Source organism: Aneurinibacillus sp. XH2, from assembly GCF_001439585.2.
GTDB lineage: Bacteria > Bacillota > Bacilli > Aneurinibacillales > Aneurinibacillaceae > Aneurinibacillus > Aneurinibacillus thermoaerophilus.
On the sequence record NZ_CP014140.1, the window covers coordinates 2,574,691 to 2,600,818 of the forward strand.

Annotated in this window: 29 protein-coding genes and 1 riboswitch; of the genes, 3 read left to right on the forward strand and 26 right to left on the reverse strand. The window is 46.7% G+C overall.

The window, feature by feature from the left end:
• The first annotated feature begins 156 nt into the window (after positions 1-156).
• Positions 157-360 carry a hypothetical protein gene (locus ACH33_RS12690; protein WP_057899357.1) on the forward strand — a complete coding sequence of 68 codons (204 nt, stop codon included), beginning with the start codon at positions 157-159 and terminating at the stop codon, positions 358-360.
• A gap of 54 nt (positions 361-414) precedes the next feature.
• Here ACH33_RS12690 and ccsB read toward each other — a convergent pair whose 3' ends face one another.
• The 3 genes from ccsB to resA are packed head-to-tail and all read right to left on the reverse strand — an operon-like array spanning position 415 to position 3,792.
• Positions 415-1,605: a c-type cytochrome biogenesis protein CcsB gene (ccsB, locus tag ACH33_RS12695; RefSeq protein WP_057900375.1), complete on the reverse strand. Its 1,191-nt coding sequence runs from the start codon at positions 1,603-1,605 to the stop codon at positions 415-417.
• A gap of 22 nt (positions 1,606-1,627) precedes the next feature.
• A complete protein-coding gene (gene resB, locus ACH33_RS12700) occupies positions 1,628-3,250 on the reverse strand; it encodes a cytochrome c biogenesis protein ResB (RefSeq protein WP_057899358.1) in 1,623 nt (540 codons plus the stop codon).
• Between the two features lie 17 nt (positions 3,251-3,267).
• Positions 3,268-3,792, reverse strand: a complete 525-nt coding sequence (gene resA, locus ACH33_RS12705) for a thiol-disulfide oxidoreductase ResA (RefSeq protein ID WP_057899359.1) — start codon at positions 3,790-3,792, stop codon at positions 3,268-3,270.
• A 362-nt stretch (positions 3,793-4,154) separates the two neighbouring features.
• Between resA and ACH33_RS12710 the strand changes: the two genes are divergently transcribed.
• Entirely contained in the window at positions 4,155-4,346 is a 192-nt protein-coding gene (locus tag ACH33_RS12710; RefSeq protein WP_057899360.1) for a hypothetical protein, read from the forward strand.
• A 19-nt stretch (positions 4,347-4,365) separates the two neighbouring features.
• Here the strand turns inward: ACH33_RS12710 and ACH33_RS12715 are convergent, their stop codons facing one another.
• The 18 genes from ACH33_RS12715 to ribD form a co-directional block, all read right to left on the reverse strand.
• Positions 4,366-5,079: a pseudouridine synthase gene (locus tag ACH33_RS12715; RefSeq protein ID WP_057900376.1), complete on the reverse strand. Its 714-nt coding sequence runs from the start codon at positions 5,077-5,079 to the stop codon at positions 4,366-4,368.
• 74 nt (positions 5,080-5,153) lie between these two features.
• A complete protein-coding gene (locus tag ACH33_RS12720) occupies positions 5,154-5,414 on the reverse strand; it encodes an HPr family phosphocarrier protein (protein WP_057899361.1) in 261 nt (86 codons plus the stop codon).
• A gap of 24 nt (positions 5,415-5,438) precedes the next feature.
• Positions 5,439-5,930, reverse strand: a complete 492-nt coding sequence (locus ACH33_RS12725) for a PTS sugar transporter subunit IIA (protein WP_057899362.1) — start codon at positions 5,928-5,930, stop codon at positions 5,439-5,441.
• Between the two features lie 93 nt (positions 5,931-6,023).
• Positions 6,024-6,698, reverse strand: coding sequence for a BglG family transcription antiterminator (locus ACH33_RS12730; RefSeq protein WP_236781883.1), 675 nt, complete (start codon positions 6,696-6,698; stop codon positions 6,024-6,026).
• Positions 6,699-6,730: 32 nt separating this feature from the next.
• Complete coding sequence (locus ACH33_RS20145) at positions 6,731-6,850, reverse strand: CAT RNA binding domain-containing protein (protein WP_236781884.1); 120 nt, start codon at positions 6,848-6,850, stop codon at positions 6,731-6,733.
• 21 nt (positions 6,851-6,871) lie between these two features.
• Positions 6,872-7,615: a glucosamine-6-phosphate deaminase gene (gene nagB, locus ACH33_RS12735; RefSeq protein ID WP_057899363.1), complete on the reverse strand. Its 744-nt coding sequence runs from the start codon at positions 7,613-7,615 to the stop codon at positions 6,872-6,874.
• A gap of 16 nt (positions 7,616-7,631) precedes the next feature.
• Positions 7,632-8,756 (reverse strand): N-acetylglucosamine-6-phosphate deacetylase, encoded by a 1,125-nt coding sequence (nagA, locus tag ACH33_RS12740; RefSeq protein WP_062731158.1) that lies wholly within the window; start codon positions 8,754-8,756, stop codon positions 7,632-7,634.
• Between the two features lie 70 nt (positions 8,757-8,826).
• Positions 8,827-10,278 carry an N-acetylglucosamine-specific PTS transporter subunit IIBC gene (gene nagE, locus ACH33_RS12745; RefSeq protein ID WP_057899365.1) on the reverse strand — a complete coding sequence of 484 codons (1,452 nt, stop codon included), beginning with the start codon at positions 10,276-10,278 and terminating at the stop codon, positions 8,827-8,829.
• Positions 10,279-10,546: 268 nt separating this feature from the next.
• Complete coding sequence (locus ACH33_RS12750; RefSeq protein ID WP_057899366.1) at positions 10,547-11,080, reverse strand: spore maturation protein; 534 nt, start codon at positions 11,078-11,080, stop codon at positions 10,547-10,549.
• Positions 11,080-11,664 (reverse strand): nucleoside recognition domain-containing protein, encoded by a 585-nt coding sequence (locus ACH33_RS12755; protein ID WP_057899367.1) that lies wholly within the window; start codon positions 11,662-11,664, stop codon positions 11,080-11,082. The genes ACH33_RS12750 and ACH33_RS12755 overlap by 1 nt, the downstream gene beginning before the upstream one ends.
• Positions 11,665-12,768: a D-alanyl-D-alanine carboxypeptidase family protein gene (locus ACH33_RS12760; RefSeq protein ID WP_057899368.1), complete on the reverse strand. Its 1,104-nt coding sequence runs from the start codon at positions 12,766-12,768 to the stop codon at positions 11,665-11,667.
• A 151-nt stretch (positions 12,769-12,919) separates the two neighbouring features.
• Positions 12,920-13,510, reverse strand: a complete 591-nt coding sequence (gene scpB, locus ACH33_RS12765; RefSeq protein WP_057900377.1) for an SMC-Scp complex subunit ScpB — start codon at positions 13,508-13,510, stop codon at positions 12,920-12,922.
• Positions 13,510-14,265, reverse strand: a complete 756-nt coding sequence (locus tag ACH33_RS12770; protein ID WP_057899369.1) for a segregation and condensation protein A — start codon at positions 14,263-14,265, stop codon at positions 13,510-13,512. The genes scpB and ACH33_RS12770 overlap by 1 nt, the downstream gene beginning before the upstream one ends.
• Before the next feature lie 15 nt (positions 14,266-14,280).
• A complete protein-coding gene (locus tag ACH33_RS12775) occupies positions 14,281-14,922 on the reverse strand; it encodes a site-2 protease family protein (protein WP_057899370.1) in 642 nt (213 codons plus the stop codon).
• 142 nt (positions 14,923-15,064) lie between these two features.
• Positions 15,065-15,532 (reverse strand): 6,7-dimethyl-8-ribityllumazine synthase, encoded by a 468-nt coding sequence (gene ribH, locus ACH33_RS12780; RefSeq protein WP_057899371.1) that lies wholly within the window; start codon positions 15,530-15,532, stop codon positions 15,065-15,067.
• Between the two features lie 51 nt (positions 15,533-15,583).
• Positions 15,584-16,777, reverse strand: coding sequence for a bifunctional 3,4-dihydroxy-2-butanone-4-phosphate synthase/GTP cyclohydrolase II (locus ACH33_RS12785; protein ID WP_057899372.1), 1,194 nt, complete (start codon positions 16,775-16,777; stop codon positions 15,584-15,586).
• 26 nt (positions 16,778-16,803) lie between these two features.
• On the reverse strand, positions 16,804-17,460 hold the full coding sequence (ribE, locus tag ACH33_RS12790; protein WP_057899373.1) for a riboflavin synthase: 657 nt from the start codon (positions 17,458-17,460) through the stop codon (positions 16,804-16,806).
• 4 nt (positions 17,461-17,464) lie between these two features.
• Complete coding sequence (gene ribD / locus ACH33_RS12795) at positions 17,465-18,559, reverse strand: bifunctional diaminohydroxyphosphoribosylaminopyrimidine deaminase/5-amino-6-(5-phosphoribosylamino)uracil reductase RibD (protein ID WP_057899374.1); 1,095 nt, start codon at positions 18,557-18,559, stop codon at positions 17,465-17,467.
• A gap of 467 nt (positions 18,560-19,026) precedes the next feature.
• Positions 19,027-19,173: riboswitch (FMN riboswitch) on the reverse strand.
• 147 nt (positions 19,174-19,320) lie between these two features.
• On the opposite strand from ribD, the gene ACH33_RS12800 reads away from it, so the two are divergent.
• Positions 19,321-19,764 carry a peptidylprolyl isomerase gene (locus ACH33_RS12800; RefSeq protein ID WP_057899376.1) on the forward strand — a complete coding sequence of 148 codons (444 nt, stop codon included), beginning with the start codon at positions 19,321-19,323 and terminating at the stop codon, positions 19,762-19,764.
• Between the two features lie 196 nt (positions 19,765-19,960).
• Here the strand turns inward: ACH33_RS12800 and lhgO are convergent, their stop codons facing one another.
• The 5 genes from lhgO to ACH33_RS12825 all read right to left on the reverse strand — a co-directional run bounded on the left by lhgO (position 19,961) and on the right by ACH33_RS12825 (position 26,007).
• Positions 19,961-21,193 carry an L-2-hydroxyglutarate oxidase gene (gene lhgO, locus ACH33_RS12805; RefSeq protein ID WP_057899377.1) on the reverse strand — a complete coding sequence of 411 codons (1,233 nt, stop codon included), beginning with the start codon at positions 21,191-21,193 and terminating at the stop codon, positions 19,961-19,963.
• A 120-nt stretch (positions 21,194-21,313) separates the two neighbouring features.
• The gene (gene glaH / locus ACH33_RS12810; RefSeq protein WP_057899378.1) at positions 21,314-22,255 is read right to left on the reverse strand and encodes a glutarate dioxygenase GlaH; all 942 of its coding nucleotides are present in this window, start codon (positions 22,253-22,255) and stop codon (positions 21,314-21,316) included.
• A 385-nt stretch (positions 22,256-22,640) separates the two neighbouring features.
• The gene (locus ACH33_RS12815) at positions 22,641-22,982 is read right to left on the reverse strand and encodes a DUF3870 domain-containing protein (protein WP_057899379.1); all 342 of its coding nucleotides are present in this window, start codon (positions 22,980-22,982) and stop codon (positions 22,641-22,643) included.
• Between the two features lie 93 nt (positions 22,983-23,075).
• Complete coding sequence (locus tag ACH33_RS12820; RefSeq protein ID WP_057899380.1) at positions 23,076-24,521, reverse strand: aldehyde dehydrogenase family protein; 1,446 nt, start codon at positions 24,519-24,521, stop codon at positions 23,076-23,078.
• Between the two features lie 142 nt (positions 24,522-24,663).
• Entirely contained in the window at positions 24,664-26,007 is a 1,344-nt protein-coding gene (locus ACH33_RS12825) for an amino acid permease (RefSeq protein ID WP_082706196.1), read from the reverse strand.
• Positions 26,008-26,128: the final 121 nt, after the last annotated feature.

The window sequence follows — 26,128 nt, forward strand, 5'->3', positions numbered from 1 at the left end:
TGAATTGTGACCATAACCTTACAAATTCATGGCGATAATCGTACAAATTATATCGTTCCCAAAATAAGAAAAACTCACAGGCTATGCATGCTCATCCGTTTTTGTTTCATACTTCAACTTCATGGACACACTATAGGAGAGGAAGGGGGGGATTTTATGAAAAAGCCGGAACAAAAATTTGGCTATGACGCAGAAGGCGAAAAAATTGTGCAGCAGAATGTTATGAACGCCTATCAAAGCGGCGTCATCGAAGACGGTTGGGATTATTCAGAAATGGGCGATAACCCGTGGCACCATACCGAAAATGCAGCACAGGAAGAGATGTTCGAAGATAAGAGCCCGGATGACTTTGAAGAATAAAAATCCGCCTTACCCGGACAATGTCTGGGCAAGGCGAATTTTTTCTTATTTTTCCTATGCATAAGTATGAAGACCGGAAATGACAAGATTGACAAAAACAAGATTGAACATCACGATAATAAATCCGATTACGACCATCCACGCCGATTTTTTGCCGTGCCAGCCTCGAGACAAGCGGAGATGCAAATACGCGCTGTAGAATAGCCACGTAATTAGCGCCCATACTTCTTTCGGGTCCCATCCCCAGAAGCGACCCCACGCCTCATGCGCCCAAATCATCGCAAAAATGAGCGCGCCAAGCGTAAAAATAGGAAAACCAATCGCCACAGCCCGATAGCTGATTTCGTCTGCAAGATCCGGATCCAAATGGCGCACCAGGCGTCCAGCCAATGATGAAACGCGGCGACGCAAGGCAAGACGCGTAACCACGTATAACAACGTACCACCTACCACGGACCAGATAAACGTGTTAAATTTACGTGCTGCCTGATTTCCTTTCATAAAACCAGGCGCCTCAAACCAAGGTTTCATTTTGTCCACCGTCAACAATTGGCCACCTTTCGGACCAGCGATCGGCGGCATATGATATTTAATTTCCGATTCGACAACCTGGCCTGTTGGCGTCTGAAATGGTGCTTTAAACACAGCCTGATAACCGATGAACTGAAAGTAAAACACGAGCACAATAAAAGCGATCAATGAGAATACTACCCACATTACGAATTCCAGCCATGCGGCAGACGCAGACTTCTCGGAGGCATTCACCGTACGCAGCAAATACATCAGTCCGCCCGCAAAACCGATAGCAAATGCGCCCTCACCCAAAGCCGCGGTTGTTACGTGTATTTGCAGCCAATAGCTTTGCAACGCCGGAATCAAAGGTGTCACTTCGCGTGGAAATACTGCTGCGTATGCGATAATGATGACGCTTATGGGCATTACAAACATACCGATGAGCGGAATGCGATATATAAGATAAATAACAAGAAACGCAAGCGTCATCGCAAAGCCAAGAAACTGCATAAACTCAAACATATTGCTAGTCGGAATGTGTCCGCCTACATACCAACGGACACCGATAAAGACCGCGTGCAAAAGAAAACCGATGACCACTGCCGCGTACCCAAGACGTCCGAACCGGCGCGCGTGCTGTTCCGGCGTGCGGTTGCGAAAGCTACGCCCGGTTACAGCAACAAAGAAAAAAATCGTTGCAACGCAATAAAAAATGAAAGCGATAGTCAACATCGTGTAGCTAAGCCCGATAAGATTACTCACGTTTTTTATCCTCCTTTTCCAATTGCGCGGCCGATATTTGGTATCCGTTCTCCTCAAGCACCTTCACGATTTCTCTCTTTATGCCAAACCAATTCTTGTTTGTATGCGCCGCCACTAGCAGCTTGTCCCCATCAATTTGGAACCAGATGCGGCGGTGCTGCCAGTAAAAACCCATGATCAGTCCGATCATGCAGACACCAGATCCAAAGAAAACGACGGGCAGACTCTTGTCTTTACGCACCATGAGTCCGCTTACATCCACAAGATCAGGCTTTTCAAACTCATACGTTACAACCGGGGGTTTACCGTCCGCCGTCAGCGTGCTGCCGAGGAAAACCCATTGCTTCTCTCCATTCGGTGTTTTAGGCGAAATCGTATTGACGATAAACGCTGGATTGTTCGGTTCCGTCGTTTTTGTAATTGGCTTCTTTCTCTCATCCAGCGCAAAGTCAGGAAAATACTGCAACACTTGCACTTTCACCTGATCGTTTACTTTAATTTCCGTCGGCGGCGACAGCAAGTCCAATTTTATATCGCCCAGATGTTGTCCGGTTGCAGTATCAATCAATCTTAAATTTAATGCCTGAAGCTTGTTTTCTTCTTCCCCTGACTGGATTAGCCGCAATCCTTCATACTCCAAAGGATGGTTCACTTCGATATCGTGCCGCGCAACTTCCGTAAGCTTCGGCTCGGCACCCGGAATTTCAGCGTTCTCGTTTTTATAAAGCACCGCTTTCGTTTTGTACTCTTTGACGACAAGACCATCTAAATCCAATTTTTCTGGAAATTCATTATCTTGATAATACTCTTTAATAAAAGATTCATTTTTTATGTAATAATTCGTCTCTGGTACGGGCACGGTCTGCCCTTCGCGCACCCACACGTATTGATCGAGATAAAAGCCGGGAATAAGACGCATCAAACATCCGATTAAAAAAATAATAAGGCCAACGTGGTTGATGTACGGCCCCCAGCGGCTAAAGCGCCCCTTCTCCCCCAGCAGAGCGTTTTGTTCGCGGCGTACATGGTAGCGTTTTTTCTCCAGCGACCGTCCCAGCACTTCAAGAAGCCCGTCTCCGTCCCTTCCGTTCAGTTCCAGCTCAGCGCTTACTTTTTGAATTTGCAAGAACTTTCTATCTCGCTTAACACGCTGCTTTTTCAGCGCCCGATATAACGGCACCACGCGATCCAGGCTACATACGACAAGCGAAATACCTATGCCGAGCAAAAGCGCAATATACCACCAGGAAGAATACAAATTATGAAGTCCAAGCTTGTAGTAAATAAGCCCAAACCATCCATATGCTTCTGGATAAAACTGCTCCGCCGGTTTCGGCACCGGAATGTAGCGCTCCTGCGGAAAAATCGTACCGATAGCTGAAGCGATTAGCGTAATCACAATCATAATGACCGCATTGCGCACAGAGGAGAAAAAATTCCAGATGCGATCCACGAATGTTCTTTGAAATGTTTGGGAACGTCGAGCTGCCCCTTCATAACGCATATCAAGCTTTCGCCCCTTGCTTTCGCTAACAAGCGGCGCGCCACAGGATTCACAAAGCATCGTGCCCACCGGGTTTGCGTGTCCACATTCGCATTTGACTTTCTCTAACATGGCTTCACCTCAAATTTTCACGGAGCAATCTGCTGCATATTGTTCCGAATTGTCTGATATGACATCGGCCCTCCTACAATATGCTTGTAAAGCGTTCCATCCGCCTTTACAAAAAATGTAGACGGCATCTCTCCAATTTGGTATTTACGCGTAATAGCTCTGGACGGGTCCATCAAAAGCGGTAGCGCATCCAATTGATACTGACGCGCAAAAGATTTTACAGGAACTTCCGACTCCCCAACATTAATTGCAAGAATAACGACATTTTTATCTACAAATTCTTTCGCCGCCCGGTTTAAAGCCGGCATCTCATCACGGCAAGGCTCACACCAAGAACCCCAGAAATTCAACACAACCGCTTTTCCCTTCAAATCGCTCAATCGCACTTTATCCCCGTCGACCTGCTGAGCTACGAAATCGGGAACAGGTTGTCCTACCTTCACAGTCGATTCGTCTTTAAAATAAGCGCTGTAAAATGTCCAGCCAACGGCAAGCACAATGACGGCAAGCACGAGCAGTCTCGTTACCTTTCTCGATTCCATAGGTAACCTCCTCTACACTCTGCAATAACTACTGGTTCCATTGTCAAATCAGGGATCACTATACACAAATTATAACATTCATCCTAGCATTCATCATAACATTTATAACATTTACTCCTTTGCGTTGCGCATTTTTTGAACATTATGTGACACCCGGACAAAAATATGCCTGCGGCTTTTCCTTCATAAATTAACTTACCTTGATTTATGTCAGATGCAAATACGTCTATAATACTGACACACAATTCCATTAAAGACTACAAAAATGATGCATAAATATTTATTTACATATGTATTTATTCGTTGTAGAATTGAATTTATCTTACCTGTATGTTTCACAAAGAAAAAGGAGTGGACATAAGATGATTCCGACAGAAATGCAATGGAACGCTTTGTTGCAGCGTCATGCGACCGTGACCGTAATTGTAAAAGGACAAAAGATTACGGGCGACTTATATAATGTGACCGATGAACAGGTGATTTTAATCGTGCCGAATAAACAAGACTTGTTTGAAGTCATTGCGCGCGCGGATATCGACGAAATCAACTGGTAGCGCACTGCATCTGCCTATGTTAAAGAGACAAAAGCCCATCCACTTCTTCTTTTGTTAGCGGGCGGTATTTTCCTTCTGGCACACCATCCAGCGTCAGAAACCCGAGCCGAACCCGCTTTAACTTCAACACAGGATGCCCCACCGCTTCGCACATCCGGCGCACCTGCCGGTTGCGTCCCTCGTGGATGGTTAACCGGATGGCACTTCTTCTGTTTCTTTCATCGTAGGAAAGCCGCTCCGCCTGCGCGGGCGCTGTCATTCCGTCTTCCAGCATCACACCTTTGCACAGCCGCATAAGCGCTTCTTCTCCTATTCTTCCCTTCACGACTGCTTCATAGACTTTATCCAGTTCATGACGCGGATGCATGATACGGTTGGCGAACGCGCCGTCGTTCGTGAGAAGCAGCAGGCCGGACGTATCGTAATCCAACCTTCCCACCGGATAAATCCGTTCTTTAACATGCTCCATCAAATCCAGCACCGTTTTTCTTCCTTGCGGATCAGTGACCGATGTAATATAGCCGACCGGTTTATTTAACAGAAAATACACATGTTTTTCAAGCACGATTTTTTGTCCATCCACTTCAATTTCATCCCGCTCTGGATCGGCTTTGAAACCGAGCGTCCGAATTACTTCTCCGTTGACCTTCACGCGACCAGCCGCAATAAGTTCCTCGCACTTTCTGCGGGAAGCAACCCCTGCCCGGGCCATAATTTTCTGCAATCGTTCCATGTATGTATCACCCTCCTTTCCCATCATACCCTTCCCGTCGCCCGGATACAACGCGCAAACAAAAAAAGCTGGGCTCATCCTCTTTCTTCTAGCAAAAATTGCTCCAAAAAAGCAATCGCTTCTTGTTCGTCGATTCCATTTGCGGTCAATGTGACTTCTTCCCCTTTGGCAATCACCAACGACATAACCCCCATTATGCTCTTCGCATTTACAAATTTACCATTTTTACCAATGGAAATATCGCTATTAAATAAAGTTACTCTACTTACAAGTTGAGCAGCTGGGCGAGCATGAAGACCTTGTTGAAGATTAACGATTATTTTCTTTTCGATCATAAGTAAAATGAACTCCTTTTCTCATCATTTCACTTTCATTTTCATAATGGACGTTTCTCCCATTTTCGCTTCTTTAGGCCATTCCATTTCGATTTGGTCCATTCGATCTGGATTTATAATGACAATCGGTGTTATCGCACTTTTCGCTTTTTCTTTTACCAAATCTATGGAAAACTCAAGAAGCGGGTCCCCAACTTTTACTTTATCCCCGGCTCTTACATAAGCGACAAACCCTTCTCCCTGCATAAAGACGGTTTCTAAGCCAATATGAATCAATAGTTCCACTCCTTTTTCTGAACGCAAGCCAACAGCATGTTTCGTCGGAAATACCTGAACAACTTCCCCTTTTACAGGGGAGACAACTTTCCCTTCTTTTGGTATAATCGCAACTCCTTCCCCTACCATTTTTTTTGAAAAGGTGGGATCAGGCACTTCTTCTATTCTGACCACTTCACCATGTAAGGGAGCCATAATGACTTCTCTTGTGTCTTTCTCTCCAAACCACCTTTTAAACATGATTTGTCTCCTTTCTATAAAGCAAAACCGCTCCTGCCATTCTTATGTGAACATGCGGTTTTCTACGATGAATGATAACGAATCATCTTTTACCTATTGAAATTCATAAGGCAAACGTTCCAAATGTAACGTTAAAAAACCGATCTCCTTATCCGGTACATCCTTGCCTAACTCTTCAGCAATGATGTCGGCTAATTTTCGCGCTTTTGCAAATCCGTCCGAATACCGCTCACGAATACTCTCAATAAGTGGATTATCTATGGTTTTGCCGGACTTTACACGATCAATCAAGGCTTTTAAATGCGATACAAAACGAATCATAGAAAACGAATCGTCCATCTTATACCCTTCGGCTTTTAGCTGATCTAAGATTTTGGAAACAATCCGTGCAATCCCCAAAGCTACTTTTTTATCAGAAAAAGATCGGGCTGAATGAAAGTGTGTAGCCAAAAATGCGATCTCTTCTTCCGGGAGAGTAACATCAAGCTTCTTATTCAAGTACGCAACCGCTTCTTCCGCGATTTTATATTCTTCGGGATATAGATACTTAATTTCAAAAACGAACGGATTGCTTAAATAAATCCCTCTTTTAATTCGCTCAATGGCAAAGTTAATATGATCAATCAAGGCTGCATGAATTGTATCAGAGAAAGGGCCCGACAATTTTTGAATCGCCAGCGCAATCACCTCTTCTGTTGCTGCAATAATCGGAAAGTTTACCATCTTAATCACTTGCTGATAATGTTCAATCGCTTCTGCCGTATGCAAGAGAAACTCCTGCGAGATAGCGGCCGGATCGATTAAATCCCCGTTTTTTTTTTAAATCCGATACCTTTTCCAAATACTATGGAATTATTTCCGGATAAGAGTTTGGCAAGCACTACATTATGAGATAAAACTTGCACAATCTTTCGTTCCATAATCAATCCCCTCACGCATGTTTATCCCCTGTTTTTCTCTCTTTTCAAAAGTAAGGCGGCAGCGGCCTCATCAAGTACAAAGGTAACGTTAGGATGAAGTTGCAGAATACTGGCGGGCAAACTTGTCCGCACATCCCCATACACAGCTTCTACCACAGCTTGCGCCTTTTCTTCCCCAAATGCCAACAGCAAAATTTGTTTGGATAATAGAATCGACTGCAACCCCATCGTGATGGCATGTTCAGGCACTTCACCTGGACTTTCGAAAAATCTGGCATTTGCCTGAATGGTCACATGGGCAAGCTTAACAATATGCGTTTTCGATTTTAGAGAAACATCCGGCTCATTAAATCCAATATGCCCGTTAATGCCGATTCCTAAGATTTGAATATCAATAGGATTCAATTGAATAATCTGATCATACCGTTGGCATTCCTGTTCAAGATCTTCCGCGTCTCCCCTTGGAATATATGTTCTTGATTGATCGATATTCACATGATCAAATAAATAGCGTTTCATAAAATAACGATAGCTCTGCGGATGATCAGCAGAAATCCCCACATATTCATCCAGATTAATCGTTGTCACGCGGGAGAAATCAAGCCCCCACTGATGCATTCGAATCAACTCGTAATAAAGAGGAATCGGCGTCGAACCTGTGGCCAATCCAAGAACCGGATACGCACGGTTCTTGATAATCTGTTCAATAACAGTTGCACTATAAATAGCGCCTTCTCTGGCTGCCGAAAAAATCCGAATATCCATTCCCTATCCTCCTAATTTACTTTCTAAATACTAAGTTTCCGCGGACAATGGTATGCGTCACCTGTAACCGTTCATCGAATGCGATGATATCTCCATCAAATGAAGGTGCAATCACCCCTTTGCGAAGTTTAAGAAGGCGGGACTGATTTTGGGAAGTGACCCTGGATATTTCCTGTTTTCCCAGTGTTCCTGCATCGAGCAAATTTCTGACTGCCTGATCCATGGTCAATGTACTACCCGCGATCGTTCCGTTGGAAAGAGTCGCCACTCCTTGCCGAACAAAAACCATTTGTCCACCCAATTCATATATCCCGTCCTTCATGCACGCCGCCCGCATCGCATCAGTAATCAAAAGCAGCCGTTCTTCTCCCATAGCTCGCATCATCGCTTTGACTACAAACGGATGGACATGCCGATAATCGACAATCAACTCAACATAAATCTCCTCATCCGATAAACCAAATCCAGCAAGCCCCGGTTCGCGATGGTGAAATCTACTCATTGCATTAAAAAGATGAGTAACACTCTGTGCCCCCCATGCTTTTCCTTGCTGCGCATCAGAAAGGTCAGCGGCACTGTGGCCCATCGATACTACGATTCCCTGTTCAGTGGCAAAGCGAATCAATGCCTCCGCCCCCGGAAGCTCCGGAGCAACTGTTATAATCTTCACTTGATGTCGCGATCGTTCGATCCATTCTGCAAGAAGTTCAATATTCGGCTCTATAATATGTTGCTGTGCATGCGCTCCCGGATAATCGGGATTAATAAACGGGCCTTCCAGATGAAACCCTAACACCTGAGCTCCTTCAGATTGAAAGGTAGGCTCCAATGTTTCCATCACTCGCTGAATACGCTCCGGACTTTCGGTCATAGTCGTTAAATAGAGACCTGTTGTACCATGTGCCGCATGCGTTTTGGCAATCGTTTGGAATGCCTCAGGCGAGGCATCCATCGTATCTGCTCCCCCGCCGCCATGCACATGAATATCGATAAAACCCGGATACAACTCTCCATTTGTCTCAATCAATGTAGCGCCTTCCAAATCTGTCTTCGAAAGTTGCCCGGTTGCTGTAATTATTCCATCCTCAATTAAAATCTGCTGGCGTTCTTGGTTTAGAATTCCGGATACTACTGTCTTCACCACAACAACCTCCCCTATCCATTTCATGCTTAACTTCAAAAGTTTATGGTATAAATTTCATAAAAAATTTTTAGCTTGCGCTTTGATTCAGTAGTGATTTTATCTCTTCTTTAATAAGTTCCGATTCTGTTCCAAATACAATTTGTACATTTCCTTTTCCTAAACGCATAACGCCGGCTGCGCCCAACTTTTTTAACTCCTCGTCTTTCACAAGGGAATCATCACCTACGATTAGCCGCAAACGGGTAATGCACGCATCAATATTCCTGATGTTCTCGACTCCGCCAATCAACGGAAGAATAGACATCGCCCTTTCCTTCATTTCTAAAGCATTGCCCTCTTCTTTGAACGTTGTTCCCGATTCAGTCGGAACCTCATCCCGTCCCGGCGTCTTCAAATCAAACATGCGAATGAAAAACCGGAATACAAAATAATACACGATAAAGCAAGCGGCTCCAAACGGTATCAGCAACCACGGTTTGGTAGCCAAATGCCAGTTAAGAACATAGTCGATGAAACCTGCCGAAAAACCAAACCCCAAATGCATCCCTGACAAATACGTGAAAGCCATAAAAAGACCCGTTAAAATCGCGTGTATGATAAATAATAGCGGCGCTAAAAACATAAACGAAAATTCAATCGGCTCCGTAACCCCTGTCAAAAACGAAGCGAAAGCGGCCGATAGCAATACGGATGAAACGAAAGCTCTTTTTTCCGGTTTGGCTTCCTTGACCATAGCTATGCAAGCGGCCGGAAGCCCAAACATCATGATCGGGAAAAACCCTGTCATAAACATCCCTGCCGTCTTATCGCCCGCAAAATATCTGGATAAATCGCCATGAAAAACATCCCCTGCTACATTGGTAAATTCCCCGATTTGAAACCATGTAATTGAATTCAAAATATGATGCAAGCCAAATGGGATTAGCAAGCGATTTAACAAGCCGTATAAAAACATGCCGATTCCACCTGCCGAAACAATCCACATTCCCAGTGCATGAATACCATTTTGCACCGGCAACCATACATAGCCCATCACCACACCAAAAACAACCATCACCAGCGCAGTAACAATCGGAACAAATCGGCTTCCGCTAAAAAAGCCAAGCGCTTGCGGCAGTCGAATGTCTTTGTATCGTCTATACAAAAAAGCTGTCACAGCACCAGTAATAATCCCCCCTATTACCCCCATATCTAAATGAACAATCTTTTCTCCATTCGGCCCAATAACATCAAAAACATTCAACACATTGGTTAGAACAAAATAACCAAGCGTCGCAGCCAGCCCGGCAACACCGGCTCCATCCGTCAAACCGATGGCAACGCCAATGGCAAACAACATCGGCAGATTTCCAAGTATCGCCCCTCCGCCTGCCGAAAAAATTTTGGCCAGGTGTGCCATGAATGGATTTTGAAATTTCATGGCACCGATTCCCAAAAGAATTGCGGCTGCCGGCAAGACCGCAATCGGCATCATAAGTAAGCGACCGATTTTTTGTAATGCACTTAATACATTCATCATCCTATTTCCTCCCTTTATTTTTAAAATTCAAAAAAAAATAAAAGTGGGCATAAGCTTAAGAAGCAAAAAATTAGCTTCTCAAGCTTATGCCCACTTAAGGTAACATGCTTGATGGAAGATTTAAGCAAAATATAACTTAAGTAAAATATAATGAATAAGGGGGCCTTTTGTCAAGCATGTGATGAATGCGCTTTCTTATACCCGTATATTTTGGAGCGGGGTAGCGCTATCTCTTTACACTACCCCCGCTCCGGAAAAGATATAAAACTTATCCAAACACAAACCAAACGACAAGAAGCGAAGCGATCACGCCAATAAAATCGGACATGAGTCCGACTTTCAGCGCATACTTTGTGTTACGCACCGCCACCGCGCCGAAGTACACCGTAAGCACGTACAATGTCGTATCTGTGCTTCCCTGAATCGTACTCGCCAGGCGACCAATATATGAATCTGGACCATACTGCGCGATCAGATCAGTTGTAATCGCAAGCGATCCCGAACCGGTAATGGGACGCAGAAGCGAGAGCGGCAGAACCTCCGCTGGAAAATGTACAAGATCAAGCACAGGACGGAGCAGCCTAAGCAGCACATCAAGCGCACCCGATTCACGAAAAATCGTAATTGCTACCATCATTCCAACCAGGTGGGGCATAATGCGTATGGCAGTTCCAAAACCGGACTTCGCGCCGAAGATGAACGTGTCATAGACCGGTACCTTTTTATAGAGCGCGTATACAAGTACGTATGAAAGAAGGAACGGAATCGCCCAGACGGACAATTGTGTAACAAGGGCATACATTACCGCTTCCACTCCTTTCTCTGGTACCAGCGATCGATCAGAATAGCACCTGTAGTAGCGATAAACGTGGCAAGAAGGGTCGTTCCGACGATTTCCGCCGGATTGGCCGAATTGTAATTCATGCGGATCGCGATAATCGTAGTGGGAATCAGCGTCATACTAGCGGTATTTAAAGCAAGCAACGTACACATCGCTGGGGTGGCGGTCTTCGGATCAGGATTTAGCTTTTGCAGCTCCTGCATCGCTTTTATCCCCATCGGCGTCGCCGCATTTCCAAGACCAAAGAGATTGGCCGTCATATTTGAAAGAATGTAGCCAAAAGCAGGATGATCTTTCGGTACGGTAGGAAATAACCAGCGGGCGAGCGGCCCAAGCAGGCGAGCCATTTTGTCCAGCAGGCCCGCTTCTTCCGCCACTTTCATCACACCCATCCAGAAAATAAGAATACTGATTAACCCAAACGTAACAGTCACGCCGGTTTTGGCTCCTTCGAACACCGCCTTGTTGACCGCGTCCACATTTCCTGTTACAAACGCGGTCACAATTCCGATAAAAATCATACCCGCCCAAATATAATTTACCATCTACATCCCCTCCAGCATCGTCCTGAAGAACGATTCCAGATTCGATGTAAAGCGGTTCCCGATCGCCTGTGCCACTGTTTCCTGTTCGATCGTAAGCGCTACCCGCCCAATGAGTTTACCATCAAGCCTAATCTCAAGGAACGGCCCTCGAATATTGCGAACCAATTGCTTTTCTATCCGCGATTTCTCCTCTTGCGACAGCGGATAGGAGAATGCTTGCTTGGTATAATAGGCAAGTACGCCATCTTCCCGCTTATCTTCGCCTACCCGTTCGCCCGCGCGTATAACCTCCGTGCGCGGAAACTGGCTGAATCCGTAATCCAACCATTTCATGGAGTCTTCCCAATCCTGCGGCGCATTTAATACTACGACAGCAAGCTGTTGTCCGTTCCGGGTAGCGGAAGAAGATAGGCACCGTTTCGCCAGTTTTGTGTATCCCGTTTTTACCCCGTCTGCTCCTTTATACAGGCGGAGCATTTTATTTTTGTTCACCAGCTTGCGATCCCATTGCTCTTCTTCCCACGGAATGTATTTTACTTGTGTGGAAACGATTTTGCGGAATTCCGGGTTGCGCAGGGCATACGCGGTCAACAACGCCATATCCCGCGCTGTAGAATAGTGATTGTCGCTATCATCAAGTCCATGTGGATTCGTAAAATGGCTGGAGTGCATGCCAATATATTCCGCTTTTTCGTTCATAAGACGAGCAAAGCCTTCGATAGAGCCCCCCACATGTTCGGCAATCGCCACGGCAGCGTCATTACCCGAACGCAGCATCAAGCCGTACAACATATCTTCCATTTTCATTTTTTCGCCACGCTTCAAATAAATGGAGGAGCCCTCTTTGCCGTATGCGCTATTCGGCGTTGTGACAATATCCTGACTATTCCCTTCTTCAAGCGCAACAATAGCTGTCATAATTTTTGTCAGGCTGGCAATACGCATTCGTCTGTCCGCTTGCTTTTCCGCGAGAATGCGTCCGGTGGCGACGTCAATAAGTGCGGCGGTTTCCGCAGACACGGGCGGAAGCGCGGGCCCGGCAGCGATCGTCGGTTGCGGCAGCATCATCAGAAAAGCAATGAGTATAAAAACGAGCTTTTTCACTCCGATCCCCCTTTGCCATTTGCACAGTTTGTCCTGTCCCATCTATGTACATGTATATGGCTCATCCAGGAGATTATGAGCGTTCAAACAAATTTTAGCTTCTTATCACCCGCAACCACTAATAATAAAACCCTAAGCGCTCTGTATCCGCTTAGGGTGTAGGTTCTGCTTTATTTTTCTGATAGAAAAGATACGCTTCTTCTTCTTCGACTTCGGAGCCTTCCGCAGGGAATTCGGGTGGAGGCGGCAGTTCATCCAGACTGCGCAGGCCAAAATATTCAAGAAACTCTTTGGTTGTACCGTACAAAATCGGACGGCCTATTGTATCAGCCCGGCCCACTTCTTTAATTAAATTTTTACTCGTTAGGCGATTAATTGCGCTCTCGCATTTTACCCCCCGGATTTCCTCCAGCTCCAGACGCGTAATCGGCTGCTTGTACGCGATGATCGCCAGCGTCTCAAGCGCCGCTTGCGAAAGCGTTGCGTGTGACGGCGTATGCGCCAGTTTCTCAAAATACTCCGCGAATTCCGGACGCGTCGTAAACTGGTACGCCTGTGCAATCTCGACAATTTGCAAACCGCGATTCTGTTCTTTATAGTCTTTTTTCATTTCATCCATAAGGGCAACTACTTCATGGATTTCCAGATCGAGAATCGAAGCAAGCTGCTTTGCTTCAATTCCTTCGTCCCCGGCTACGAACAGGAGCCCTTCCACAATCGCCTTCAACCGTTCTATGTCAATCATACCGCATCCTCCTGCATCCGCGATACTGTAATATCTTCAAATAATCCGTCCTGCTCGCAAACAACGATTCGCTTCTTCATCATTTCCAAGATCGCAAGAAATGTCGTTACGATCTCGATTTTGGAGTTTCCTTTTTCTAAAAGTTGAGAGAAGTATATTTTTCCGCCAGCTACCGCAAGCAACCGCTCGATTTCCTCTATGCGATCGCGCAACGAAATCTCGTCGCGTTGCACTTTCACCGCACGCTCCTTGCGGCTCACTCGCTTTAGCGCTTTCTGAAGCGCATCTACCAGATCGTAAATCGTCACGTTGGCGATCGGGTTCTCATCTTCCGGAATGAATCGAGATAAATCTTCCGCCGGTCGCGTATACACACGGCTCCGCTCTTTTTCCCGATCACGGAATGTTTCCGCGATTTTTTTGTATTTTTTATACTCCAAAAGGCGCTGCACCAACTCTTCCCGTGGGTCGCCTTCCTCTTCATAAACCTCCGCGCCCCATTCATCAAACACCGGTTCTTCGCGACGCGGCAAAAGCATTTTGCTTTTAATCGCGAGCAGCGTCGCCGCCATAACAAGAAATTCACTCGCGATATCAAGCTGCAACTCCTGCATAATATATAAATGCTCCATATACTGATCGGTAATTTCTACAACCGGAATATCGTAAATATCGACTTCCGCCCGTTCAATTAAATGAAGCAGCAAATCCAGCGGCCCTTCAAACGTATCAAGTTTGATATCGACTCCCACCGATCGTCCACCTTTCTACTGTACAAAGGAAACCAGCATGTTTCGCACCCATTCAAATGGTGTGTACAAAATGATCGAGCCAAGACCAGGAATAAAAATAAGCAGGAGCAGAACAAACATGCCGTACGGCTCCATTCGCTCAAAGAAAGCATCATAGCGACGCGGCATAATATAACGCAAAAATTTCGAACCGTCCAACGGAGCAAACGGGAGCATATTAAACACAAACAAAGCTACATTAATAGTAAAGCTCCAAGCGACCGTGTTTACCGCAAGCGTTTCAGCCCATGTCGGCCACGTATTCATCACACCACTCGTAAGCAAATATACATGTAGCTGCAAAAACAAAAACGCTAAAATCAAGTTGGTCAACGGTCCCGCGACCGCTACATATACCATGCCTAAACGGCGGTTGCCGCGGAAATGAAACATGTTTACCGGCACCGGACGCGCCCAACCAAACGGCCCGAATAGAATCAGCAGCATCCCGAACGGATCAACATGGCTAATTGGATTGAGCGTCAGACGTCCTTCGTTTTTTGCCGTACGATCTCCCAATTTATAAGCAACATACGCGTGCGCCCACTCATGAACAGAAAACGCGATCACAAACGCAATCACTCGATAAAGCAACGAATCCCAGTCAAAATAAAACAATGCCGCTCCCCCTTACCGTATCAAGCTGCAACTCATTCTACCATATGCCTGTCATCTGCACAATTCTGCCGTTTTCCCGTTTTCGTGAAAAAACCCCTGCTTTCCGTTGCGAAAACAGGGGCACATTATTTAGCTATCCGCATTATGCAAAAGCTTTTGTCAGGTTGGCCATCTCAATCGCTGTGGCCGCCGCCTCCCAACCTTTGTTGCCTGCTTTTGTGCCAGCGCGCTCGATCGCCTGCTCAATCGTATCGGTCGTCAGCACACCAAAAATCGCAGGTACGCCAGTGGTCAGTCCGATGGACGCAATGCCTTTCGCTGCTTCGTTGCATACATAATCAAAGTGTGGTGTAGCGCCGCGAATCACCGTGCCAAGCGCAATGACAGCATCATACCTGCTGGATTCTGCCATTTTTTTGACAATGAGCGGAATTTCAAAAGCTCCCGGTACCCAAGCAACTTCCACATCGTCTTCAGCCACACCATGACGCTTCAGCGCATCCAATGCGCCGGTCAAAAGCTTGCTTGTAATAAACTCGTTAAAGCGTCCAACGACAATGCCAATTTTAAGCCCTGTTCCCACAAGATTTCCTTCGTATACTTTTGCCATCATCATTCCTCCATTTTTCTACTATATCTTTATGGTTCAAATGCAAAGCGATTATAAATTCAATAAATGGCCGAGCTTGCTTTTCTTCGTGCGCAAATACCGTTCGTTCGCTTCCACCACCTCCATCTGCAGCGGCACGCGCTCCACTACACACAGGCCATAGCCTTCAATGCCTTTAATTTTGCGGGGATTATTAGTCAGAAGGCGGATTTGTCCCAGCCCCAAATCGGCAAGAATCTGCGCGCCAATGCCGTACTCCCGCAAGTCGGCGGGAAAACCCAGCTTTTCGTTTGCTTCCACCGTGTCAAGCCCTTGCTCCTGCAGTTTATACGCCTTCAGTTTGTTAATAAGGCCAATGCCGCGCCCTTCCTGGCGCATATATAACAGCACGCCGCGCCCTTCTTCTTCGATCTGTCTGAGCGCCGCATGAAGTTGTGGACCGCAATCGCAACGGAACGAACCGAACACATCGCCAGTGAGACATTCGGAATGCACCCTTACAAGCGTCGGTATATCTGGATGGATGTCTCCTTTAACCAGTGCCACATGTTCTTTATCATCTGTATCGTTCGTATATGCTACCATGCGAAAATGTCCGTATTCAGAGGGCAGCTCCACTTCGACTTCACGCCTTACGAGCTTGTCGAAACGCATGCGATAACGGATTAATTCTTCAATCGTAATCATTTTGAGTCCGTGCTTTGCAGCGATCCGCACCAGATCAGGCACCCGCGCCATCGTTCCGTCCTCGTTCATAATCTCGCAGATAACACCGGCCGGATACGCGCCGCATAAACGCGCCAAATCAACAGCCGCTTCCGTGTGGCCGGCCCGACGCAATACGCCGCCTTTTCTTGCAATAAGCGGGAAAATGTGGCCGGGACGGCGAAAATCTTCCGGTTTGCTGGCCGGGTCAAGCAGCGCCTGCACCGTCTGTGCCCGCTCATGCGCGGAAATGCCAGTAGTGGTTGTTTTCTCATCGATGGAGACGGTAAACGCGGTCCCGTACGCATCCGTATTCCTGTCTACCATCAGCTCAAGTTTCAACTCAGCGGCGCGCTCTTCTGTAATCGGCACGCACACAAGACCGCGACCGTACGTAACCATGAAATTAATCATCGCGGCGTCTGTTTTTTCCGCCAGCGCAATAAAGTCGCCTTCATTCTCGCGATCTTCGTCATCCACGACGATTACCGGTTTGCCGTTTTTCAAATCTTGAATCGCTTCTTCAATTGAATGAAACATATTCCCCACTCCTTTCCAGCGCTCAATCAACAAAACCCATGTTCGACGAGAAAATCCTTCGTAAGCGTCGGTTGTTTTTCCCGATCACGCAAGTCGCGCCGAGCGATGAACCGTTCAATGTATTTGCCAAGCATATCACATTCCAAATTGACGAGGTCGCCCTTTCCTTTGTATTGCAAGATCGTTTCCTCCAGCGTGTGCGGAATAATGGATACCGTAAAGCCATCTCCCGCTACATCAACGACGGTTAAACTAATCCCGTCAATAGCAATGGAACCTTTTGGAATAATATACCACAAAAGCTCCTCTCCAGTCCGCACCTCAAACAACATGGCATTATCGTATGGACGCTTGTCGACAATAACGCCTGTCCCGTCAACATGACCGGAGACGAAATGGCCGCCAAGTCTATCCCCTACGGCCAGCGCCCGTTCTAGATTGACCGGAGAACCCGGGCCAAGAGCGGATAAGCTTGTCCTGTCAAGCGTCTCCGGCATTACATCCACCGTAAAATGGCGGCCAGAAAACTCAACAACCGTTAAGCAAATACCATTCACAGCAATGCTGTCACCCAATTTCACATCTGTCAGCACTTTTTCAGCCGCAATTTCCAGGACGGCGGAACGGTTCCCTCTTTGAATGCGGCGAATGGTTCCAATTTCTTCAATAATCCCAGTAAACATACGCTTACCTCCAGACCGGATATCCAGAAATTTTCATATCGTTCCCCACTTTTTCGAACGAGACATCCATAAGTGAAATGGCATCCGCCATTTCTTCAATTCCCAGGCCGCCGAACGGCGTGGGAGCATTCTGGCCCGCTACCAGCTTCGGCGCGACGTAGGCAACGACTTTATTGATCGCCCGCGCGTGTAAGAACGCGCTGTTTATCTGGCTGCCGCCTTCAACCAGCAACGAAGAAACCTGCTGTTCGCCGAGGGTCGCAAGCAAGCAGTCAATGTCGACTTTCGGGCCGTCCCCGGTGGAGAAAACGCGGATCCTCTTCTCTTCAAGCTGCGCCCGCTTCGTCCTGTCCGCGTGTTCCGTCGTAAAAATCCAGGTCGGAGCCTGTCCGTCCGTTAACACGTTTGCATCCATCGGAATGCGCAGCGTCGTGTCAACGATGACACGAATCGGATTTTTGCCGCCAGGTGAAAGCCGGGTTGTAAGCTGCGGGTTATCGGCTAGCACCGTATTAACTCCTACAAGAATTGCGTCGTGCTCGTGTCGCATACGGTGCACTTCCCGACGCGCTTCCTCACCTGTAATCCAGCGGCTGCTTCCGGAATATGTCGCCACCTTTCCGTCAAGCGTCATCGCAGTTTTCACGGTAACAAACGGCCGGCCTGTTGTAATAAAGGTAATAAACACTTCGTTCAGCCGTTTCGCTTCCGCTTCACATATACCCGTCAGGACGTTTACTCCTGCTTCCTTAAGTTTGGCTACTCCTCTGCCCGCCACCAGCGGGTTCGGGTCCAGCATGGCGACAACCACCGTCTGCACACCATGTTCAATAAGCGCATCCGCGCAGGGAGGGGTTCGTCCATAATGGCTGCACGGTTCCAGCGTTACGTAGGCAGTGGCGCCTTTCGCTTTCGTGCCCGCCATGCGCAGCGCCTGCACTTCCGCGTGCGCTTCCCCAGCCCTTAAATGGGCACCCATACCAACGACTTCCCCGTTTTTTACAAGCACACAACCGACCATGGGATTCGGGCTTGTCTGCCCGCGTGCCGCCGCCGCAAGTTTAAGCGCAAGCTCCATGTACTCTCTGTGTTCCATCATCGCTTCTCCTTCCATCAAAAACAAAAACGCACAATACCATCTCTTTTCACGGAATTTCCCTGGGGTAAGAAAAGAGAGATGGATTGCGCGCTCTGCTTGCCTTATCTATGCAACAAAAGCGTTTTGACTTATCTGAATTCTCCCGTTGCCATACTGTGAGCAACTCGCGTACTTATGCCTCGTCCTTTTTCCTCGAAAAAGCCATACATATAGAAAGCCCTGAAAGACGGTTCAACCGTTTTCAGGGCTTTTTCACAAAAAGGTAGATCTAGTCTAGGCCAGGAACAATCTTTGTTTTCTTTAGTCAGATACAGCAAACTTGTAAAAGGAAAGCTGTATACATCACCTTGAATACTTTGACATTTGTACCGCAGCATCTTCGCCTTGCTCCACGAAGCAAAGGCAATACAGCAGCAAATAAAATGCATACAAAAAACTACAAGAAAGCAACACCTGGCGTGCTCTGATCCATCCTTCTCCCATCCAGACTATACTGTCGGTCCCGGACTTGCACCGGGTCAGCATTGGCCAAAAAAGCCGCAGCTCACGGACTGAAGAGGCTCGTAGCCTCTATCACCGCCGGTCGGGAATTTCACCCTGCCCCGAAGGATTTGTATAATTCAGTTGTATTTTTAGTATAGCCAATTGATATTCCGCTGTCCACACGAAAATTTTATAATGTGAAACAAGCATACGCACATTGAGGCTTTAAAACGTCCTATGATAGAATAGAGCGAACGAACCAATAAGGAGGAACAAACATGGCAAAGAAAAAAGGTAGCATTGAACTTGAAAACGGCAACAAAATTACGATCGAATTTTTTCCTGAAGCCGCTCCGGGTACGGTTGCAAACTTTGAAAAGCTCGCCAATTCCGGCTTCTATAACGGACTTACGTTCCACCGTGTCATTCCAGGCTTCGTAAGCCAGGGAGGATGCCCGTACGGCACAGGAACAGGCGGCCCGGGCTATACGATCAAATGCGAAACAGAAGGGAATCCACATAAACACATCCCAGGCGCTGTTTCCATGGCACACGCAGGACGAGACACCGGCGGCAGCCAGTTCTTCATCGTGCATGAAGCACAGCCGCACCTCGACGGCGTGCATACTGTATTCGGGCAAGTTATCGAAGGGCTTGAGCACGCAAAAAATCTACGCAACGGTGATAAAATGGTTGCGGTAAAAGTATGGGATGAAGAATAATGTATGCACCAGCGGGCGCAAAGGATAAACTTCCTGCGCGCCCGATTTCCGGCTTTTTGCCTTTCGGGTTTATATGTAGATATTTTTATCAAATGTACCATTACTCCCGCAGGGACGATAAAATCTCAGATTCGGGCGCGATACGAGAGGACAGGTACAGTGGCAATGAATTGACATCGTGGCCGTATTCATCGAACTATACCAGAACGGCCGGGGCTATCGTTTTCTTTATATTGTCTATCATATGATCCGGCACACGATTTGCGATCTCTTCACCGATTTTGATAGAGGCTGTGGCTGCTGGTGAAGGGGCATTGCATACATGCATCGAGCGTTTACCTGAAAAAATGGCGAAATCGTCCACCATGCTTCCATCGTGCATGATCGCCTGTGCCCGCACCCCGGCATGGGTCGGGACAATATCTTTCTCAGTCAATTCTGGAATCAGACGTTGCAAACTGCGCAGAAACGCCTGTTTGCTGAAAGAGCGAACCATTTCGTTGATACCTTCCTTCATATTTGGCATTGCCATTTTCCAGAAGCCTGAATAGGTTAACACCTCAAACAGATCCTTCAAACTGATATCCTTTTTGGTGTAACCTTCACGCTTGAAGGCTAATACTGCGTTCGGCCCAGCGTGAACTTCCCCATTAATCATACGAGTAAAATGAACACCGAGGAAGGGAAAGTTCGGGTTAGGCACCGGATAAATTAAATGTTTTACGAGATGGCGTTTTTCAGGAATCAATTCATAGTATTCACCACGGAATGGCACGATTTTCATCCCGGTGTGCATATCGGCCATTTTGGCTACCCGGTCACTGTGCAAGCCGGCACAGTTAATCAGGAAGCGTGCTTTAATCGTGCCGCGATTTGTTTCAACTGTGACGCCGCCTTTTTCCTCGGCAATATTCTCCACTTTGGTGGACAGGCGCAAGTCACCGCCACCCTCTTCAATCATTCGCGCAAACGTGCGAGCAACTCCTTTATAGTCCGCGATCCCGCAACTCGGCACACGAATCGCGCCAAGGCCGCGCACATGCGGTTCAATCTCTTTCAATTCTTCCGGGCCAATTTTCGTTACGTTCAATTGATTCTGCAAACCGCGCTTATATAAATTGTCCATCAGCGGCAACTCTTCCGGCTCTGTTGCTACAATCACCTTGCCGCACACTTCATATGCAATGCCGTGTTCTTCACAGAACTTCACCATCGCTGCATTCCCTTCCCGTGCAAAACGCGCTTTAAAACTGCCAGGCTTATAATAAATCCCGGAATGAATAACACCGCTATTGTGTCCCGTCTGGTGCCGGGCCCAATCGGCTTCTTTTTCAATCATGACGATCTTTGCACCCGGAAACCGCTTCATGAGCGCCATCCCTGTCGATAAGCCTACGATCCCTCCGCCGACAATCGCAAAATCATACATGCTATGTTCCTCCTCTATCCCCATTTATGGGATGCTGCTAGTATTTGTCTATTTTTATTATTTATATTTATATGCCATATAAGGCAGGCCTGCAAGAAGAGAGGCCTGCCTGTAATCCTTTTATACACGGGCAAAATACCCGCGCTGGCGCATCAGCTCACGGTACAATTCCGGATGTTTTTCAAACGGGGCACGACCATGCATCCAGAAGCTATTGTTCAGAATCACCAAATCGCCTACCGGAAGTTTTAACGCATGCACTGCCGGAGAATTTTCCAGGGATTCAGATAACTCTTTCAAATAAAGAGCCTGTTCGATCGTTTCCGGATACGCGAATTGGTCGATAAAGCAGATGCAAGGCTTGTTATTGATTTCATAAAAAGTAGCGCGATGCACAACTTGCTCCACATTTTTGCTCGGTGGTGCTTTATACGTAATTTTCACATTCGCGAGCGGATGCTTGCTGAACTTTTCAAGATCTTCCCAGTCATCGAGATGCAGCAAACGAGATTCACCGCCAACCGCATTTTTCTCGTCCATTTTCATCATGAGCAACCAGTCTGTCGGCTCATCTACGAATGTGCCATCCGTATGAAGTGTGAACAGGCGATACGCTTGACGCAAATAAGAGTCGCTGTTGTCTGTATCTTTCACTGTAAAACGCGCATAGAATGTTCCGGTCATCGCGTCAAAGTTCGGGATGCCGATCAGGTGCGTTAAAGCTGTCCCAAATTTTACAAAATCTTCTACATCTTCCGTTTTGCCCTGCACACTGATAGTGAAGCCGCCTGATTCGCGATCCTGAAGAATTTCGCGGATATTATCCATGAACGATTGACCGAACAATTCTCTGAACTGGTGCGCCAGCACTTGCCGGGAATACGGAACATAGCGCAAGGATTGTTCGCTGTGCTCTTTGCAGCCGGCAAAAAACGTTTCAAGCAATCGGTCATCTAACTGAATGTGATATAGCCTTTTGTGGTCAGGATGCGGCATAATTTCATAGCCTGGTTGTTTTTGCACAAATTTCATCTCTCTTTTTGTCTCGGTAGCCATTGTCATCGTTTCGTTCCTCCTCCATTTGATAAAAAATGTGAGTCATACAGCTGAAAAGATCGTGTCGGTGTCCGACCAAGTCCGGCCTGTCAGCCTTTGGGGTTATTTATGCGCGACAGATGAAGGGTGAACCTGTTGCGCATAAAAACAAAGAGCCAGTTACACTTCTCCCCAAAAACAAGGGTTGAAGTATAACTGGCTCTCATTTACGAAACCTCTCCAATTACTTGAAGGGCAGTAAATTAGACAGTTTCATGTATGCAATTCTTATAAAACAATTCATTCACAGGCTTGACAGAAACCGGTATGCGAGTAGGGAAAACCTCTCTGCAAGGTTCTGTCATTTGCTACTGCATTTATATTTTAATGGTATCGTAATCTTAAATTTTTGTCAATCATTTTTTTTACTATTTTCGCTATTTTTATAAAGTAAATACTGGTTATGCAGATCACGAAGAGCAGCGACAAGTGCATTCTGGGCTTTACCTTGATAAAAGTCTATGATGCGCCGGCTCAGCGCTTCAATGCCATCCTGCAGGCTGCAACCGCGCAGCAATTGACCGATAAAATCCCGGCCGTGTTCGGTCGCAAGCGTACAGGACGCTTCCAGAATCACGTGGTATTTCGCATCCGCTTCAACCGTAATCGTCAACGTATCAAAAATGCTGCGTGCCGCCATTCCCTGCGGCAAACGAGCATGGCCTGCGATAAAATACGTCTTGCCTGTGAACATAACCACAACACCACTTTCCGGGAGATTTTCTTTCTCCTGATCATACCCCTGCATATTTGCAGGTGTCAATTTTTTATGATGAAATACAAAATGTCACATCCGATCCATGTATACCGTTTTCACTTGGGTATAAAATTCAATCGCTGCTTTCCCTTGTTCACGGGATCCAGTGCTGGAGTTTTTGCAGCCGCCAAACGGCACTTGCGGCTCCGCTCCCGCTGTTTCTGAATTCACGTGCACAATGCCCGCTTCAATATCATCCACGAACCGTTGCGCCAAGGTAAGGTTATTCGTGCAAATCGCGGAGCTGAGGCCATATTCTGTATCGTTCGCCAGTCCAACTGCTTCTTCGTAGTTCTTTACTTTAAAAAGCGCGATAACCGGCCCAAAAATTTCCTCGCGCGCGATACGGGCGTCGCGGCTTACGTTTTCAAAAATCGTCGGCAGCACATAGAAGCCGTTCGCAAGTTCCGGATCGGCCGGCGCCTCACCGCCGCAAAGCAGCGTCGCTTCTTGTTTTCCTGCCTCAATCATCGCCATAATACCATCGCGCTGTGTTTTAGAAACAGCCGGGCCCATAAACGTGTCTTTTTCCAGAGGATTGCCCACTTTGAGCGCTTTCGTACGCTCAACAAGCAAGTCACGAAACGCATCATAAATTCCTTCTTCCACAATCACACGGCTTGTGGCCGTACACTTTTGTCCTGTGGAACGGAACGCGCCGCTAATAGCGATATTCACCGCTTTGTTCAGATCGGCGTCAGCCAGCACGATAAGCGGGTTTTTACCGCCCATCTCCAGCTGCACTTTTTTTCCTTTTGCAGTTGCGCGCTCTTGAATGCGCAGGCCAACCGTATTTGAGCCGGTGAAAGACACTGCTTTAATATCCGGATGTTCAACGATCTCTGACCCGACAACCGAACCGCTGCCAAACACGCAGTTAACAACACCCGCAGGAAGGCCCGCTGCTTCAAACGCTTTCATTACATGGTACACAGATTTCGGCGTAATTTCGGCAGGTTTAATGACCACGGTATTGCCATAGATAAGCGCCGGAGCCATTTTCCACACAGGAATGGCAATCGGGAAGTTCCACGGCGTAATCAGACCGATCGGCCCCACTGGCACACGGGTCGTATAAAGAAACGTTTCCGCGTTCGCCGAAGGAACCACTTCACCGACCGGCTGCCGTCCTTCCGCCGCATAGTATTCGAGAATGCTGATGGCCCGCTGTGTTTCTCCGATTCCCTCCACCAGCGTTTTCCCTTCTTCTAGCGTTAGATCGCGGCCTACTTCTTCCAAATTTGCCTTTAAATATTCAGCCGCCTTTAGCAAGTAGGATGCACGCTGCTGAAAAGAAAGCTTTTTCCATACCGCAAACGCTTTTTTCGCTGCTTGGACCGCTTCATACACATCTTCCGCTGCGCTCATCGGAAACTCGCCTAGCACTTCTTCCCAGTTGTGCGGGTTACGATTTTCGATATATTCGCCGCTCACAGGTTTTTTCCATTCACCGTTGATATAGTTTAAATAACGCATGTTATTGTCCACCACCTATTTTAAAACACCTATTTTAAAAATTGCAAATTTTTACCTTGTGCTTCCTTTTTCGATCTTCTGCCTGCGTTAAATGTAAACGAAATCCTAAGTTAACAAAATTGCATTTGTCAGTGTCTTTTGATTATATCACTTTTTCGATTTGCCTTTCTTCGAAGCCCGAAGACGGTTGCTTCTTACGATAAAATACAAAATAGGAAGCAATAACAAGAACTGCGATAAGTGAAGTAAGATAGAATTGCAAACACATGTCCTCAATAAAAGCTTGTGCAACAAAAATACCTAACAAGATGATAATAGTCGCATAGGTTAAGTAGGGAAACAACCACATTTTTACCTTAAGGGCTCCCGGATTTTCTTTTTCGATCTTTCTCCGCATACGTATATGTGAAAGAGCGATAAATATATACACAAGCATCGAAACGCCACCCGAGCTATTTGCCAAAAAAGCAAACAATTTATCAGGGGACACAAATTTGAATATTGCACAAATATAAGCAAAGCATGTGCTTGCCAGTACCGCCCAAACCGGTACCCCTCTCTTATTTACCTGTAAAAATATACGGTGCGCCTCTCCTTTTTGCGCAAGAGAATACAGCATACGTGAGCTTGTATAAAGCCCTGAATTCAAGACAGAAAGCAAAGAGATGAAAACAACGATATTCATAATTTGAGCCGCAGCTGGCAGGCCCGCCATATCAAATACACTCGCATATGGAGTTTTGAGCAAGTCTTTAGCATTCCACGGCAGAACAGTAACCAGCACAGCGACTGAACCAATAAAGAACACAAGAATGCGCCAAACCACACTGTTTATGGCTTTCATAACGTTCTTTTCCGGGTTTTCCGATTCCCCCGCCGCAATGGCTGCGACCTCACTTCCCACTAAGGAGAATGTAATAAAGACAACGCTGAGAAGAACCGGGAGAAATCCGTTCGGGAAAAATCCACCGTTTCCGGTAAGGTTAGAAAGACCCGGTGATTCAATGCCCGGTACGAAACCAAAGATCATCGCTGTTCCCAGGCATAAAAACGCAATAATAGCAACTACTTTAATAAAAGCTAACCAGTATTCAAATTCTCCATATGTTTTGACTGAATAGATATTGGTAAGCGTCATCAAAACAGTCAAAGCTAGACTTCCTATCCACGCAGGTATGGAAGGGAGCCATTGATGAATCATAGCCCCTACTAACGTGGCTTCAATTGCGACAATGATCACCCAGTTAAACCAGTATAACCAGCCAATCATATATCCGGCCCATGGCCCAAGCGCTTGATGTGCATACGTAGCAAAAGAACCGCTATCAGGATTCAAAACAGCCATCTCTCCAAGCATACGCATAACAAGAACTACGATCAAGCCTCCAATTATATAGGATAGAAGAGCACCGGGGCCTGCCGAGGTAATGATGGCGCCGCTCCCTACAAATAAGCCAGCGCCGATAACTCCACCGATAGAAATCATTGTTATATGCCGTTTTTTCAGATCTTTGTGTAGTGCCTGCTGTTCCAAAAGCTCCACCGCCTTTACAAATTTGTTTATTTTTGTCCTGAGAAAGTGCTAAATAGGAGCGGAATACCACTAA

Coding starts and splice junctions, on each gene's coding strand:
- ACH33_RS12755 (WP_057899367.1), bottom strand. CDS start 11,664: ATGGTAAATTATATTTGGGCGGGTATGATTTTTATCGGAATTGTGACC.
- ACH33_RS12820 (WP_057899380.1), bottom strand. CDS start 24,521: ATGCGTTATTTAAACTATATCAACGGTGAATGGAAAAAACCTGTGAGC.
- lhgO (WP_057899377.1), bottom strand. CDS start 21,193: ATGTATGATTTTGCGATTGTCGGCGGAGGGATCGTAGGCTTATCGACA.
- ACH33_RS12825 (WP_082706196.1), bottom strand. CDS start 26,007: ATGATTTCTATCGGTGGAGTTATCGGCGCTGGCTTATTTGTAGGGAGC.
- glaH (WP_057899378.1), bottom strand. CDS start 22,255: ATGACAATGGCTACCGAGACAAAAAGAGAGATGAAATTTGTGCAAAAA.
- ribE (WP_057899373.1), bottom strand. CDS start 17,460: ATGTTTACTGGGATTATTGAAGAAATTGGAACCATTCGCCGCATTCAA.
- nagB (WP_057899363.1), bottom strand. CDS start 7,615: ATGGATATTCGGATTTTTTCGGCAGCCAGAGAAGGCGCTATTTATAGT.
- ACH33_RS12725 (WP_057899362.1), bottom strand. CDS start 5,930: ATGTTTAAAAGGTGGTTTGGAGAGAAAGACACAAGAGAAGTCATTATG.
- nagE (WP_057899365.1), bottom strand. CDS start 10,278: ATGATGAATGTATTAAGTGCATTACAAAAAATCGGTCGCTTACTTATG.
- resA (WP_057899359.1), bottom strand. CDS start 3,792: ATGGAATCGAGAAAGGTAACGAGACTGCTCGTGCTTGCCGTCATTGTG.
- ribD (WP_057899374.1), bottom strand. CDS start 18,559: ATGATGGAACACAGAGAGTACATGGAGCTTGCGCTTAAACTTGCGGCG.
- ACH33_RS12710 (WP_057899360.1), top strand. CDS start 4,155: ATGATTCCGACAGAAATGCAATGGAACGCTTTGTTGCAGCGTCATGCG.
- ACH33_RS12750 (WP_057899366.1), bottom strand. CDS start 11,080: ATGTATGCCCTTGTTACACAATTGTCCGTCTGGGCGATTCCGTTCCTT.
- ribH (WP_057899371.1), bottom strand. CDS start 15,532: ATGGCAAAAGTATACGAAGGAAATCTTGTGGGAACAGGGCTTAAAATT.
- ACH33_RS12720 (WP_057899361.1), bottom strand. CDS start 5,414: ATGATCGAAAAGAAAATAATCGTTAATCTTCAACAAGGTCTTCATGCT.
- ACH33_RS20145 (WP_236781884.1), bottom strand. CDS start 6,850: ATGGAACGAAAGATTGTGCAAGTTTTATCTCATAATGTAGTGCTTGCC.
- ACH33_RS12785 (WP_057899372.1), bottom strand. CDS start 16,777: ATGTTTCATTCAATTGAAGAAGCGATTCAAGATTTGAAAAACGGCAAA.
- ACH33_RS12800 (WP_057899376.1), top strand. CDS start 19,321: ATGGCAAAGAAAAAAGGTAGCATTGAACTTGAAAACGGCAACAAAATT.
- ACH33_RS12815 (WP_057899379.1), bottom strand. CDS start 22,982: ATGTTCACAGGCAAGACGTATTTTATCGCAGGCCATGCTCGTTTGCCG.
- ACH33_RS12715 (WP_057900376.1), bottom strand. CDS start 5,079: ATGGAACGATTGCAGAAAATTATGGCCCGGGCAGGGGTTGCTTCCCGC.
- ACH33_RS12690 (WP_057899357.1), top strand. CDS start 157: ATGAAAAAGCCGGAACAAAAATTTGGCTATGACGCAGAAGGCGAAAAA.
- resB (WP_057899358.1), bottom strand. CDS start 3,250: ATGTTAGAGAAAGTCAAATGCGAATGTGGACACGCAAACCCGGTGGGC.
- ccsB (WP_057900375.1), bottom strand. CDS start 1,605: ATGTTGACTATCGCTTTCATTTTTTATTGCGTTGCAACGATTTTTTTC.